Source organism: Ancylobacter sp. FA202 (genome assembly GCF_000380205.1).
GTDB lineage: Bacteria > Pseudomonadota > Alphaproteobacteria > Rhizobiales > Xanthobacteraceae > Ancylobacter.
Genome location: NZ_KB904818.1, coordinates 536,510 through 549,720, shown reverse-complemented (window position 1 = coordinate 549,720; position 13,211 = coordinate 536,510). Strand labels below are relative to the sequence as shown.

The following is a 13,211-nucleotide window of genomic DNA, read 5'->3' as shown; positions in this document are numbered from 1 at the left end:
TTCGGCGGGTTTAACGGTAGCATCTTCCTCGGTCGCAAACGGGGGCGGGTGCGATGGCCGGGGTGTCTGCCGAAACGAAAACAGCATCGGGCGCCGGCGACGCCGCCGGCGCCTATGTCCGCGAACCCGAGGACCTGTTTGAGCGGGAGCGCCGCTTCATCCTCGATCGCCGGAAGCAGCTTGCCGAGCGTGTGAAGAGCTCCGGCGCGGTGAAGGGCGGCTCGGATGACTGCGCGGCGCGGGCGAACGAGATCGCCCGGGTATGCGAGCCGGCGGAGATGAGCGAGGGCCTGATCGGCCTCGCCCTGTCGGGAGGAGGCATTCGTTCCGCCGCCTTCTGCCTTGGTGTCCTGCAGGCGATGGATGCGGTGGAGCAGGCCTGCGGCCCCGGGCAGCCGGAGGATACGGCGCGCGGGCCCGAGGATCTTTCACCCTCGGTCTTCGACCGCATCGACTATCTCTCCACCGTCTCGGGCGGCGGCTATATCGGCGCGTCGCTCTGCGCCGGGATGAGCCTGAACAACGGCATGTTCCCCTTCCGCAGCCTTCTGGATCAGGCGGAAACGCCGATGGTCCAGCACATTCGCGACCATTCCAACTATCTGTTCGCGCGCAGGAGCGATGTGCTGCGGGGGCTCGCCGTCTATCTGCGCGGCCTCCTGCTCAATCTCGTGGTCGTGCTGCTGATGATGGGCAGCGCCGCGCAGCTGCTGCTGTGGTATCGCGCCGGCGTGGCAGGGCTCGCCGGGGATCACGCGCAGGGGGTGGTGCGCTTGGCGCTCGCGGCCCCGCTCACGGCAGGCGTCACGGCGCTGGCGCTGCTCGCCCTGCTGGGCTGGGGCGTGTGGCGCGGCCTGCCGATGAGCGTCGGCCAGTCGGAACCGACGAATTACGCGCTGTTCAACTACAGCTGCGCCGCGTTGCTGGTGGCGTGGTGGATGGATGCCAGCAATGCGCTGCTGGGCCCGCTGCAGCAGGCGGAGCTTGCCGGCTGGGATTTCACCGTCATCCTGGGGGTGCTGGCACCTCTCGCCGGAGCGGTCGCCGCCATTGGCCCGCGCCTGACGGAGGCGGTGCACAAGATCGCCAATGATGTCCGTTGGAGCGCCGCCCTGGCGCGCGGGCTCGGCATTCTCGCCTTGTGGGTGGGGGCCGCCATCGTGCCGCTGCTGGTCTGGGCGGGAACGCTGGTGCTCGCGGTGCTGGCGCTGCCCCCGCCGCAGGCCATGCCGCCCTTCGTGCCGCTTCCGTCCGGCTGGCAGTCGCACGAATGGGTGGTCGCCTTCCTGCAGGCGTCGCTTCTGTGTGCCATCGCCCTTGTCGTCCTCCAGTCCGTCCTGCCGCCGTGCTACCGCTTTCGCGCCGGTTCCCTGCACCGGCTGTATCGCGACAGCCTGAGCCGCGCCTTTCTGGTGAACCCTGGCGCTTTCACCGACCGCGATCCGGAGGCGCCGCCGCCCTATGCCGACAGGCTCGGCCTGTGCAGCGGGGCGTCGGGCGAGGTGGCGCTCGATCTCAGATTCGCGCCCTATCTGCTGATGAACACCGCCATCAACCTGCAGGCCTCGCACTACGTTAACAAGCGCGGGCGCAACGCCGATTTCTTCCTGTTCAGCCACGCCTATATCGGCAGCCGGGCGACAGGTTATGTCGACACGAAAGATCTTCTGAAAAGGCAGCCAGGCCTCGATGTCGGCACGGTGATCGCCGCCTCCGGCGCGGCGTTCTCCTCGAATATGGGGGCCAACACCATCGCCCCGCTCACGCCGACACTGACGCTGCTCAACGCCCGGCTCGGCTACTGGCTGGTCAATCCGCGCGAGGTCATCGCGCCGCCGGCGCCGGAAGCGCCCCCTGCGGCGGGCCGCGGACGGGATATCCGCCAAAAGGCGATGCAGGCCGGCCGGCAGGCGATTTCGCCGCTGAATTTCCATTTCCTGAGGGAGGCGATCGGCTATCTCCACGAGCGCCAGCCGGAGGTCTACATTTCCGACGGCGGCCATATCGACAATCTCGGTCTGATCGAACTGCTGCGACGCCGGTGCCGGCTCATCATCGTCATCGATGCCGAAGCGGATTCAAGCTACCAGTTCGGCTCGTTCATCGCGCTCCAGCGCCACGCCCGGATCGATATGGGCGTGCGGTTCGACGTGCCCTTCGAGGCGATCGGCCGGCCCCTGCAGGCGGGCAAGGGCGCCACCGGCCCGCATGTGGCGGTCGGGCGGATCGTCTATGCCGGGCGCCGGGATCGTCAGGCCACCACCGTTTCGCCGGTTCCGGCCGGCGAACTGAAGCCGAATGAGGGCGTGCTGGTCTATGTCAAATCCTCGCTGACCGGCGATGAGAGCGACATCATCCGCAGCTACAAGCGGCGGCGGGAGGGCTTCCCGCACGAAACGACCATGGACCAGCTCTTCAGCGAAGAGCAGTTCGAGGTCTATCGGGCGCTCGGCTTCCACGCGATGCACCGGCTGCTGATGGATCTCGACAGCGTGGCGGCCGCGCCGGAAGATGCGCGTGCGTTCGAGCCCGATATGAGCAAGCTGGTCCATAAGGGCATCGGCGCGCGTCATCCGCTGCTGGCCGAGGTGCGTCAATTGCTCAACCTGCGGGTGAAAGGCCACTCCGCTCCCTCGCAGGGATAGGCGGGGCGTGGCGGCTGACCAAGAAACGGGCTGACGGAAGGGCTGCACACGTTCTAAGCTGGAGGTGCGGGCCGCTTGTCCGCGCTTCCAGCCGAGCACGCCCCGATGAACATCGCCGCCCCGCCACCCGCCACTGACGCCGGTCAACCCGGCCCAGACGCCTTCGCGCCTGCCCCCTTCGCCCACACCCCCTATGACGGCTCGCGCAAGGCGTTCTCGGTCGGCCTCGCCCCGCTCGACCTCGCCGAATGGATCGAGCCCGATGTGAAGCTGGCGGCCACGCTGGCCGAGCGCGCGGCGCTGATCCGCGAGAAGCGCGACGTGGTGGTGCGCGAGGAGGACGGCACGCGGCAGGCCCAGCGCGAGGTGCTGGAGCTGGTCGTCGCCCATGTCACCACCCGCTTTCCCGAGCAGTACCGGCTGGAGGGCCGCCGGATCACCGTGGCCGCCACCGGCCAGAGCTTCGACCTCGACGATGCCGGCGAAGCGCCGCTCGTCATCGCCGGCCAGCTGATCTCAGACGATCTGGTGCTGCTGCGCCAGGGCGCGGGCGGCTATCGCCTCGTCGCCGCCGTGCTGTGCTTTCCCTCCGCCTGGTCGCTGGCGGAAAAATTCGGCCAGTCGCTGGACCAGCTGCACGAGGCGGTGCCGGGCTATGAGAGCAAGCTCGCCCGGGTGATGAACCGCATTTTCGACAATCTGAAGGTCGAGCAGCCGGTCTGGCGGGTGAACTGGTCGATCTATCCCGATGACGAACTGCACCACCCCGAATCGAAGGAGCGCCCGCGCCACTGGTTCGAGGACCCGGCCCATCTCGCCCCCGAGGCCTTCGTGCGGGTGGAGCGCCAGACGCTGCGCCGCCTGCCGGAAAGCGGCGACATGCTGTTCACCATCCGCATCCATGTCGACCCGTTCCTCGCCTTCCGCCGCCATCCGGAAGGGGGCGCGCTCGCCGCTTCGCTGCGCGAGCAGATCCTCGGGCTCGATGCCGACCAGCTCGCCTATAAGGGGCTGACCGACCATCGCGACGCGGTGGCGGCGGCACTGGAGCGGATCGCCGCCGGCGCGTAGAGTGCCCCGGCAGAGTGGGGAGGGGCCGATGGTGTTCTGGTTTCCGTTGATTTTCTGGGCGCTGGCGGTCGTGCTGGCGGTGGCGATGGCGCTGCGCGGCGCGCGGCCCTTTTCGCTCAGCGTGCTGGTGGATGAGCTGCTGCGCTATATCCTCCTGTTGCCGGTCGGGCTTCAGGGGCTTTGGGCTTTCACCGGGCATGTGTTCTTCGCCGACCAGACAGCGGCCTCGATCGGCTGGGCGCCAAGCCCGTTCCAGCTCGAGGTCGGCATGGCCAATTTCGGCATCGGCGTCGCCGGGGTGATCGGTGCCTTTCTCGGCTCGCCCGGCTATTGCGCCGCCGTGGGCATCGTGGCGCTCGGCTTTCTCGGCGGGGCCGGCATCGGCCATGTCGTCCAGATCGAGGAGACCGGCAATCTCGCGGCGGGAAATGCCGGGCCGATCTTCTACACCGATTTCATCACCCCGCTGGCCGTGCTCGGCCTGCTGCTGATCCAGCGCGTGCTCGGGCCCGTACCGAAGAGGTGATGGCCCGCCCAGGCGTGGAAGGTTGCGCCCCCGCTCGCGTGGCCTAACTGAGGGGCAACATATGAGGTTGCCTTGACCGATTCCGATTCCCCCGACCGCGAGGCCAACCGCCTCTCCGCCCGCGCTATGCGCTATGCCCGCGTCGGCACCAGTGTCGGCGGTGTCGCCGCCCGCATGGCCGGCACAAGGCTGTTCGGCACTGGCGCGAAGCAGGGCGACGCCGCCGCGCTGGCCGCCGCGCTGGGCGGCCTCAAGGGGCCGATCATGAAGGTCGCCCAGCTGATGGCGACCATCCCCGACGCGCTGCCGCCGGAATACGCCAAGGAACTCGCCACGCTGCAGAACCAGGCGCCGCCCATGGGCTGGGCCTTCGTCAAGCGGCGCATGATGGCGGAGCTCGGCCCGGACTGGATGGCGCGCTTCCTCTCGTTCGACAAGGAGCCGGCGGCGGCGGCCTCGCTCGGCCAGGTCCACCGCGCCCGCGCGCTCGATGGCACCAGCCTGGCGGTCAAGCTCCAGTACCCCGACATGCAGTCGGCGGTGGAGGCCGACCTCAAGCAGCTCGGCCTGCTGCTTGCCATCCACCGGCGGATGGACCCGGCCATCGATACCACCGAGATCGCCGAGGAGATCGGCGCGCGGGTGCGCGAGGAACTGGACTATAAGCGCGAGGCCGCCCATGCCGGGCTCTATGCCGCGATGCTGGCGCAGGCGCCGATGGTGCGGGTGCCGCGCGTGCATCCCGACCTCTCCACCGGCCGCCTGCTGACGCTGGACTGGCTGGAGGGGCGCCGGCTGCTCGATTTCGTCGACCATTCGCTGGAAGAGCGCAACGCCATCGCCCGCGCCATGTTCGCGGCGTGGTGGCGGCCCTTCTCCCGCTTCGGCGTCATCCATGGCGACCCGCATCTGGGCAATTACACCGTGTTCGAGGAGGCGGGGCAGCCGGCCGGGATCAACCTGCTCGACTATGGCTGCATCCGCATCTTCCCGCCGAGCTTCGTCGGCGGCGTGGTCGATCTCTATCGCGGCCTGCAGCGGGGCGAGGACGCGCGCATCGTCCATGCCTATGAGACCTGGGGCTTTCGCGGCCTCACCCGCGAACTGATCGACGTGCTCAACATCTGGGCCCGCTTCATCTATGGCCCGCTGCTCGACGACCGCGTGCGCACCATCGCCGACGGCGTGGCGCCGGGCGAATATGGCCGGCGCGAGGCCTTCACCGTGCACCGCGCGCTGAAAGAACAGGGCCCGGTGCGGGTGCCGCGCGAATTCGTCTTCATGGACCGCGCCGCCATCGGCCTTGGCGGGGTGTTCCTGCACCTCAAGGCGGAGCTGAACTTCCACACTCTGTTCGAGGAGGCGATCGCCGATTTCTCCACGTCGAGCGTGGCGGCGCGTCAAGGCGCCGCGCTGGTGGAGGCCGGACTGCGCTGACCTGCCCCGGCGCGCGCCGTTGCCGGAAACGGCGTCTTCCGCTAAAGCGGAGCATCGCGCGCTCATTATTCTTTGGGAGGGGGTCGACATGGCCGATCACGGAGTGACCGAATACGCCAAGGCGGACGGCAACGACTATGCCGAGCACCGCGGCACATATCACTTCTTCACCAAGATGACCCTGGTCAGCACGTTGGCCCTCTGCAGCTTCATGGTGTCCTTCGCCATTGGCGGCGCCAACGGGCACTGGGGCATCTTCACCATCGGCACGCTGGCCTCGATCGCGGCCTGCGCCGTCGGTCTCGCCTCGGAGGATGGCAAGCCCAAGCTGCTGTTCGGCCTGCTGGGCGTTCTGCTGCTTGCCCTGATCATCACGTCCTGAGAGCAGCCATGCGTATCGCTATTGTCAAAGAGAGCTCTGCTTCGGAGCCACGGGTTGCCGCGTCTGCCGACACGGTAAAGCGCTATCTCGGCTTGGGGGCGACGGTTGTTGTTGCCTCGGGTGCGGGTGTGGCGTCGGGGATTGGCGATGCTGATTATGAGGGCGCGGGCGCCAGCGTTGTCGCGGACAATGCGGCGGCGGTTTCGGGGGCGGACCTTGTGCTCGCCGTGCGGCGGCCGGAGGCTTCGGCGCTCAAGGGCATCAACCCCGGCGCGCTTGTGATCGCCATCGCCGACCCGCATGGCCATGAGGCGGCGCTCAATGAGATCGCCGGCACCGGCGCCAGCCTGTTCGCGATGGAACTGATGCCGCGCATCACCCGGGCGCAGGTGATGGACGTGCTGTCCTCGCAGGCCAACCTTGCCGGCTACCGCGCGGTGATCGACGCCTCGTCCGAGTTCGGCCGGGCCTTCCCGATGATGATGACGGCGGCCGGCACCGTGCCGGCGGCGCGCGTCTTCATCATGGGCGCCGGCGTTGCCGGCCTGCAGGCGATCGCCACGGCGCGGCGCCTCGGCGCGGTGGTCTCGGCCACCGATGTGCGCCCGGCGGCGAAGGAACAGGTCGAATCCCTCGGCGCCAAGTTCATCGCGGTGGAGGACGAGGAGTTCAAGCAGGCGGAAACCGCCGGCGGCTACGCCAAGGCGATGTCGGCGGAATACCAGGCCAAGCAGGCGGCGCTGACCGCCGCCCACATCGCCAAGCAGGACATCGTCATCACCACGGCGCTGATCCCCGGCCGCCCGGCGCCCAAGCTGGTGGCGGCCGACACGGTGGCGGCGATGAAGCCGGGCTCGATCCTGATCGACCTCGCGGTGGAACGCGGCGGCAATGTCGAAGGCGCGGTCGCCGGCGAAGTCGTCACCACGGCGAACGGTGTCAAGATCGTCGGCCATCTCAACGTGCCGGGACGCCTCGCGGCCACCGCCTCGCAGCTCTACGCCAAGAACCTCTACGCCTTTGTCGAGACGCTGGTGGACAAGAGCACGAAGGCGCTCGCGGTGAAGTGGGACGACGAGCTGGTGAAGGCGACGCTGCTGACCAAGGACGGGGCGGTGGTGCATCCGGGCTTCAAGCCGGCCGACGTTGCGCCGGCGGCGGCGGCCACGGACGCTTCGGCGGCTTAAGGGCGGACGGCGTAGGGCGGACGGCGTAAGGCGCGGGCCGCCTCTCCCACGTCATCCCCGGGCTTGACCCGGGGATCCACGGGCCACCGGAACCATGGACCCGCGCTGCGGCGTGCGGGACATGGATCCCCGGGTCAAGCCCGGGGATGACGGTCTGGGAGGGGGATGACGGCCGGAGGGAAGGGCTCGCCGGCGCGGCACTCGTCCGGCGCTCTTCCGGCACCCGCCCGTCTTGCTTGCGATCCCGGCTCGGCGCTTCGCGCCGTCCGGGATGACGTGGCAGGGGCGCCTTCCGGGGACGCCTGCCGGGACGCCTGAAACGAGATCAAGTCTTAAGGGCGGCCCAGCCGGGGAGATCGGCGGCCGGCTCACAGAACGGGGAATAGAGGAAATGGCCAATCCGGCAGGGGGCGTGATACTCGCCCAGAACGCGCCAGGCGTCTCGGACGCTGTGGCGCAGGGAGCGATGGCGCAGAACGCGGCCGAAGGGGCGCGGATGGCGGCTGAGGTCGCCCGGCAGGCGGCGGAAGCGGCCGCCGCCTATGCCCAGGCGGCGCAGCAGAGCTATGCCGACATTGCCGGCGCGACGGTGCACACGCTTTCAGGCGGGGCGATCGACCCGTTCGTGTTCCAGCTCGCCATCTTCGTGCTGGCGGTGTGCGTCGGCTATTACGTCGTGTGGTCGGTGACCCCGGCGCTGCACACGCCCTTGATGAGCGTGACCAACGCCATCTCCTCGGTGATCGTGGTCGGCGCGCTGCTGGCGGTGGGCGTCGACACGGTGGCCGAGGGCACCGGCTGGGCGCGCGGCTTCGGCTTTGTCGGCCTGATCCTGGCGGCGGTGAACATCTTTGGCGGGTTCCTGGTGACCAGCCGCATGCTCGCCATGTACTCGAAGAAGAAGTGAGCGCACGGACATGAACGCCAATCTGGTCGCGCTGCTCTATCTCGTCTCCGGTGTCCTGTTCATCCTGGCGCTGCGCGGGCTCTCCAGCCCGGTCACGTCCCGCCAGGGCAATATTTTCGGCATGGTCGGCATGACCATCGCCATCGTCACCACGCTGGCCGCCTCGCCCCCGGCGGGGCTGGGCGGCTGGGCGCTTGTTATCGGCGGCCTCGCCATTGGCGGCGGCGCCGGCGCCATCATCGCCAAGAAGATCGCGATGACGCAGATGCCGCAGCTGGTGGCGGCCTTCCATTCGCTGGTCGGCCTCTCCGCCGTGATGGTGGCGGCGGCGGCGCTCTACGCCCCGGCGGCGTTCCACATCGGCGAGCCCGGCCTCATCCACGCCCAGGCGCTGATCGAGATGAGCCTTGGCGTCGCCATCGGCGCCATCACCTTCACCGGCTCGGTGATCGCGTTTGCCAAGCTCAATGGCAACATGTCGGGCAAGCCGATCATGCTGCCGGCCCGGCACCTGATCAATGCCGGCCTCGCCGTGCTGATCGTGGTGCTGATCGGCGTGCTGGTGGCGACCGAGAGCCACACCGTGTTCTGGCTGATCGTCATCGCCGCGCTGGTGCTCGGCGGGCTGATCATCATCCCGATCGGCGGCGCCGACATGCCGGTCGTGGTGTCGATGCTCAACTCCTATTCCGGCTGGGCGGCGGCGGGCATCGGCTTCACCCTGCAGAACACGGCGCTGATCATCACAGGCGCGCTGGTGGGCTCCTCAGGCGCGATCCTGAGCTACATCATGTGCAAGGCGATGAACCGCTCCTTCATCTCGGTGATCCTGGGCGGGTTCGGCGGCGACACTTCGGGCGGCCCGGCCGGCGCGGTGGAAACGCGGCCGGTGAAGCAGGGCTCGGCCGAGGACGCGGCCTTCATCATGAAGAACGCCTCCAAGGTCATCATCGTGCCGGGCTATGGCATGGCGGTGGCGCAGGCCCAGCACGCGCTGCGCGAGATGGGCGACCGGCTGAAGGAGGAAGGCGTCGAGGTGAAATACGCCATCCACCCCGTCGCCGGCCGCATGCCCGGGCACATGAACGTGCTGCTGGCGGAAGCCAACGTGCCCTATGACGAGGTGTTCGAGCTGGAGGACATCAACTCCGAGTTCGCTCAAGCCGACGTCGCCTTCGTCATCGGCGCCAATGACGTGACCAACCCGGCGGCCAAGACCGACCCGACCTCGGCGATCTACGGCATGCCGATCCTCGACGTGGAAAAGGCCAAGACCGTGCTGTTCATCAAGCGCGGCATGGCGGCCGGCTATGCCGGGGTGGAGAACGAGCTGTTCTTCCGCGACAACACGATGATGCTGTTCGCCGACGCCAAGAAGATGGTCGAGGACATTGTGAAGAACCTCAACCACTGACGCCTTAACCACTGACGCCTTCGCCGCGAAAGTTGCCCGGCTTTCGCGATCGGCAAGGACGTGGGGAAGAAGGGGCGGGGGAGGGACCGGGGAGGCTGGACGCTTTGGCCGCATCGGCCTGATCGTCCACCTCACTGCACTGATTGGTCACGCGAAAAACCATCGGAAAGGCCCGCCCAAAGGCGGGCTTTTTTCGTTTCGGTGGCGAGGCGGGCAGCGCCGATGCTGCGCTGCCGCAACGGATTTCATTGACGGCGTGTGTATTGCATACCAGACTTAGACAAAAGAATAAGAAGCGTGACAGTCTCGGCTCCATCACCAGAGGATACGCCATGCTTGTCGCCGATCTCATGAAGCTGAAAAGCGCCCGCGTGCCGACGGTGCGGATGGGCGAAACCGTTGAAATGGCAGCGACATTACTCAACCGCGAGCGTATCGGCGCCGTGGTGGTGAAGGATGCCTGCGGTTCCGAGGGCGTCACCGTGGTGGGCATCTTCTCCGAGCGCGACGTGGTCCGCGCGGTCGCCGAGCGCGGCGCGGCCGCCCTGCGCCTGACGGTCGGCGACCTGATGTCGCGCAACATGATTTCCTGCCGGATGGAGGACAGCGTCGACCATGTCCGCGCGCTGATGGAGGAGCACCATGTGCGCCATCTGCCCGTCATGGAGGAGCACCAACTGGTCGGCGTGCTGAGCATCCGCGACGTCCTCTCCCACGATGTGCGGGCGGCGGCGGCGGCGCCGGGCGAGGCGCGGGCGGGCACGATGGCGCCGGCGCTCCCGGTATAACTCCTTGAGATAAAATAAAAACCGCCCGGTTGGCCGCCGGGCGGTTTCACGATGATTAAGGCGCGGGCACCGTCACATGGCCGGCGAATGGTCCTGCCGCATCGGCGCCGTCTCCATCTGGTGCACGCGGTCGATCACCGCCTTCTGCACCTTCTCGAACGCCCGGACCTCGATCTGGCGCACCCGCTCGCGCGACACGCCGAACTCGGAGGCGAGGTCCTCCAGCGTCATCGGGTCATCGGACAGGCGGCGGGCCTCGAAGATGCGGCGCTCGCGCTCATTGAGCACCGATAGCGCCCCGGAAAGCGCGCTGCGCCGGTTGTCCATCTCCTCATGCTCGACCAGCACCGATTCCTGGCTGTCGCTGTCATCGGCCAGCCAATCCTGCCACTCCCCCCCCCCCTCGACATCGCCGCGCAGCGGGGAGTTCAGCGAGGCGTCGCCGCCCAGCCGACGGTTCATCTCGATCACTTCCTGCGCGGTGACGCCGAGCTTGGTCGCGATCTGTTGCACCTGGTCGGGGCGCAGATCGCCTTCCTCCAGCGCTGATATCTGGCTCTTGGCCTTGCGTAGATTGAAGAAAAGCTTCTTCTGCGCCGCCGTCGTGCCCATCTTTACGAGGCTCCACGAGCGCAGGATGTACTCCTGGATCGAAGCCTTGATCCACCACATGGCATAGGTGGCGAGGCGGAATCCCTTGTCGGGCTCGAAGCGCTTCACCGCCTGCATGAGGCCGACATTGCCCTCCGAGATGACCTCGGAGATCGGCAGACCATAACCGCGATAGCCCATGGCGATCTTGGCCACGAGACGCAGATGGCTGGTGACGAGACGATGCGCGGCGTCGGGATCCTCGTGCTCGCGCCAACGTTTGGCGAGCATATATTCTTCCTGCGGCTCCAGCATGGGAAACCGGCGGATCTCCGCGAGGTAGCGGCTCAGGCCACCTTCTGCGGACGGTAGGCTCATAGCGGAACGGGCCATGACTGCACCCTCCTTGTCTCACGGTCCCCATCAGCGGGCGACCGGCATGCGGCCGCTTTTAAGCCGGCCTCAACATATAATAGCAGGAAGAAGCCGTTTTTGCGAAAGCGCAAGGCGCGTTACGGTCACGAAGCGTTGAGCCGGCGGCCCGTCAGCCGCCCGCCTCGAGGGTTTCCTGAAGGCGGGCGAGGTCGGCGGGCAAGGCGCTTTCAAACGCCATGAACTCGCCTGTCGCGGGATGCTCGAAGCCGAGCCGGGCGGCATGAAGCGCCTGCCGGCCGAGTCCATCCAGCGCCCCGCGCGTGCTGTCGGGAAGTCGGCTGGCGCGGGTGCGCTGGCCGACCCCGTAGACCGTGTCGCCGAGAAGCGGGTGGCCGATATGGGCCATGTGGACACGGATCTGGTGGGTGCGGCCGGTCTCCAGCTGGCACTCGACCAGGGACGCGATCGGGCGGCCCAGCGTGTCGGCATAGGTGGCGAGGCGCTGCCAATGGGTGATGGCGAAGCGTCCGCCGGTCCGCACCGCGATGCGCTCGCGGGCTACCGGGTGGCGGGCAAGCGGCGCGTCCACCGTGCCGCTGGGCAAGTCAGGCGCGCCCCAGATGAAGGCGAGATAGGCCCGCTCCAGCGGGCCGGTGCGGCCATGATCGGCGAACTGGGCGGCGAGCCTCTTATGGGCGCGGTCGTTCTTGGCCACGACGATGAGGCCGGACGTGTCCTTGTCCAGCCGGTGGACGATGCCGGGGCGTCGTACCCCGCCAATGCCGGAAAGGCTGGTGCCGCAATGGAACAGCAGCGCATTGACCAGCGTGCCGTCCGGGCTGCCCGGGGCCGGGTGCACCACCATGCCGGCAGGCTTGTCGACGACGATCAGATGGTCGTCCTCATAGACGATGTTCAGCGCAATATCCTGCGCCGCCGGCGTGGCGTTCTCGGGCTCGGGCACCTCGACGCTGTAGCTTTCGCCGGCCACTGCCTTGGCCGAGCCGCCGGCAATCGGCTGGCCCGCGCGCTGGACCCGCCCCTCGGCGATCAACGCCTGCAGGCGGGTGCGGCTGAACTCCGGCAGGTGCCGCGCCAGAACGCGATCGAGCCGAAGCCCTTCATCCTCCGGCCCGACGGTGATATCGACGCGCGTCGCGACCACCTCCGGCGCGACGTCGTCCATCTCCTCGTTGAGTTCCGGTGCCGGCATGACTTCTCCTGATTCAGACGACAAGCTCGACCCTGCGGCCGAGCGGGTGCTGCGCCGGATGCGCCGCTTCGCCGCCTTCTCGGGGCTTATCATGCTTCTGGGCTTTCTCGCCGTCTTCGGTGCCATCGGATACAAGCTGATGAGCGGCAGGAAAAGCACCCCGGCTGAAATCGCCGGCACGATCCAGCTGCCAAAGGGTGCTGAGGTGCGGGCCGCGGTCGTTTCCGGAGATCTCATTGCGGTGACCGTAGCGCGCGAGGGGCGTGTCGAAACGCATCTGTTCGATCTGGAAACCCGAGCGCCACGCGGCGTGCTCGGCTTCGCCAGCGCGCCCTGAGCGCAGCCATGGAGGGCTGTTCTGCACAGTGCCGGTGGAAAAACCGCGCCCACCCGGCCATGGCGCTTGATCACGCGGTCAAACCGCTCTATGAGACCGGCCTGCCTAGATGCGCCCATCGTCTAGCGGTTAGGACGTCGCCCTCTCACGGCGAAAACCGGGGTTCGATTCCCCGTGGGCGCGCCAGCAATTCAAGGGGTTAAGCCCCTGCTGGCTGCGGAAAATCAAAACGTACGAAAATATGCGGAATAGGTGCTCCCATGCTTATCGAAGCCATGGCGAGCTTCCGGGCGCTTCGAACAGAAAAAAGGCGGAGGGCCTTCCGGCTGTTGCCTTTG

At 67.8% G+C, this 13,211-nt stretch carries 12 protein-coding genes and 1 tRNA gene; 11 read left to right on the top strand and 2 right to left on the bottom strand.

Annotation, left to right across the window (positions count from 1 at the left end; translation table 11 throughout):
- The first annotated feature begins 53 nt into the window (after positions 1-53).
- The 9 genes from A3M1_RS0102480 to A3M1_RS0102440 all read left to right on the top strand — a co-directional run bounded on the left by A3M1_RS0102480 (position 54) and on the right by A3M1_RS0102440 (position 10,357).
- Entirely contained in the window at positions 54-2,645 is a 2,592-nt protein-coding gene (locus tag A3M1_RS0102480) for a patatin-like phospholipase family protein (protein ID WP_018387369.1), read from the top strand.
- A gap of 75 nt (positions 2,646-2,720) precedes the next feature.
- Complete coding sequence (locus A3M1_RS0102475; protein WP_371258730.1) at positions 2,721-3,716, top strand: DUF3445 domain-containing protein; 996 nt, start codon at positions 2,721-2,723, stop codon at positions 3,714-3,716.
- Positions 3,717-3,744: 28 nt separating this feature from the next.
- Positions 3,745-4,242 carry a DUF6790 family protein gene (locus A3M1_RS0102470; protein WP_018387367.1) on the top strand — a complete coding sequence of 166 codons (498 nt, stop codon included), beginning with the start codon at positions 3,745-3,747 and terminating at the stop codon, positions 4,240-4,242.
- Between the two features lie 126 nt (positions 4,243-4,368).
- A complete protein-coding gene (locus A3M1_RS0102465; RefSeq protein WP_371258774.1) occupies positions 4,369-5,679 on the top strand; it encodes an ABC1 kinase family protein in 1,311 nt (436 codons plus the stop codon).
- An 88-nt stretch (positions 5,680-5,767) separates the two neighbouring features.
- Complete coding sequence (locus A3M1_RS0102460; RefSeq protein WP_018387365.1) at positions 5,768-6,061, top strand: aa3-type cytochrome c oxidase subunit IV; 294 nt, start codon at positions 5,768-5,770, stop codon at positions 6,059-6,061.
- 8 nt (positions 6,062-6,069) lie between these two features.
- On the top strand, positions 6,070-7,248 hold the full coding sequence (locus tag A3M1_RS0102455) for a Re/Si-specific NAD(P)(+) transhydrogenase subunit alpha (RefSeq protein WP_026221101.1): 1,179 nt from the start codon (positions 6,070-6,072) through the stop codon (positions 7,246-7,248).
- 391 nt (positions 7,249-7,639) lie between these two features.
- The gene (locus A3M1_RS0102450; protein ID WP_018387363.1) at positions 7,640-8,155 is read left to right on the top strand and encodes a proton-translocating transhydrogenase family protein; all 516 of its coding nucleotides are present in this window, start codon (positions 7,640-7,642) and stop codon (positions 8,153-8,155) included.
- A 10-nt stretch (positions 8,156-8,165) separates the two neighbouring features.
- Entirely contained in the window at positions 8,166-9,569 is a 1,404-nt protein-coding gene (locus tag A3M1_RS0102445) for an NAD(P)(+) transhydrogenase (Re/Si-specific) subunit beta (protein WP_018387362.1), read from the top strand.
- A gap of 332 nt (positions 9,570-9,901) precedes the next feature.
- Positions 9,902-10,357: a CBS domain-containing protein gene (locus A3M1_RS0102440; protein WP_018387361.1), complete on the top strand. Its 456-nt coding sequence runs from the start codon at positions 9,902-9,904 to the stop codon at positions 10,355-10,357.
- Positions 10,358-10,429: 72 nt separating this feature from the next.
- On the opposite strand, the gene rpoH is transcribed toward A3M1_RS0102440, so the two are convergent.
- Both rpoH and A3M1_RS0102430 read right to left on the bottom strand, forming a co-directional pair.
- The gene (rpoH, locus tag A3M1_RS0102435; protein ID WP_026221099.1) at positions 10,430-11,341 is read right to left on the bottom strand and encodes an RNA polymerase sigma factor RpoH; all 912 of its coding nucleotides are present in this window, start codon (positions 11,339-11,341) and stop codon (positions 10,430-10,432) included.
- 151 nt (positions 11,342-11,492) lie between these two features.
- Positions 11,493-12,536 (bottom strand): RluA family pseudouridine synthase, encoded by a 1,044-nt coding sequence (locus tag A3M1_RS0102430; protein ID WP_018387359.1) that lies wholly within the window; start codon positions 12,534-12,536, stop codon positions 11,493-11,495.
- Here A3M1_RS0102430 and A3M1_RS0102425 point away from each other — a divergent pair.
- Positions 12,517-12,873: a DUF6476 family protein gene (locus A3M1_RS0102425; RefSeq protein WP_245261548.1), complete on the top strand. Its 357-nt coding sequence runs from the start codon at positions 12,517-12,519 to the stop codon at positions 12,871-12,873. The two genes, A3M1_RS0102430 and A3M1_RS0102425, sit on opposite strands and share 20 nt — an antisense overlap.
- Positions 12,874-12,984: 111 nt before the next feature.
- A tRNA-Glu gene (locus tag A3M1_RS0102420) sits at positions 12,985-13,059 on the top strand.
- Positions 13,060-13,211: the final 152 nt, after the last annotated feature.

Coding starts and splice junctions, on each gene's coding strand:
- A3M1_RS0102480 (WP_018387369.1), top strand. CDS start 54: ATGGCCGGGGTGTCTGCCGAAACGAAAACAGCATCGGGCGCCGGCGAC.
- A3M1_RS0102470 (WP_018387367.1), top strand. CDS start 3,745: ATGGTGTTCTGGTTTCCGTTGATTTTCTGGGCGCTGGCGGTCGTGCTG.
- A3M1_RS0102465 (WP_371258774.1), top strand. CDS start 4,369: ATGCGCTATGCCCGCGTCGGCACCAGTGTCGGCGGTGTCGCCGCCCGC.
- A3M1_RS0102460 (WP_018387365.1), top strand. CDS start 5,768: ATGGCCGATCACGGAGTGACCGAATACGCCAAGGCGGACGGCAACGAC.
- A3M1_RS0102455 (WP_026221101.1), top strand. CDS start 6,070: ATGCGTATCGCTATTGTCAAAGAGAGCTCTGCTTCGGAGCCACGGGTT.
- A3M1_RS0102450 (WP_018387363.1), top strand. CDS start 7,640: ATGGCCAATCCGGCAGGGGGCGTGATACTCGCCCAGAACGCGCCAGGC.
- A3M1_RS0102445 (WP_018387362.1), top strand. CDS start 8,166: ATGAACGCCAATCTGGTCGCGCTGCTCTATCTCGTCTCCGGTGTCCTG.
- A3M1_RS0102440 (WP_018387361.1), top strand. CDS start 9,902: ATGCTTGTCGCCGATCTCATGAAGCTGAAAAGCGCCCGCGTGCCGACG.
- rpoH (WP_026221099.1), bottom strand. CDS start 11,341: ATGGCCCGTTCCGCTATGAGCCTACCGTCCGCAGAAGGTGGCCTGAGC.
- A3M1_RS0102430 (WP_018387359.1), bottom strand. CDS start 12,536: ATGCCGGCACCGGAACTCAACGAGGAGATGGACGACGTCGCGCCGGAG.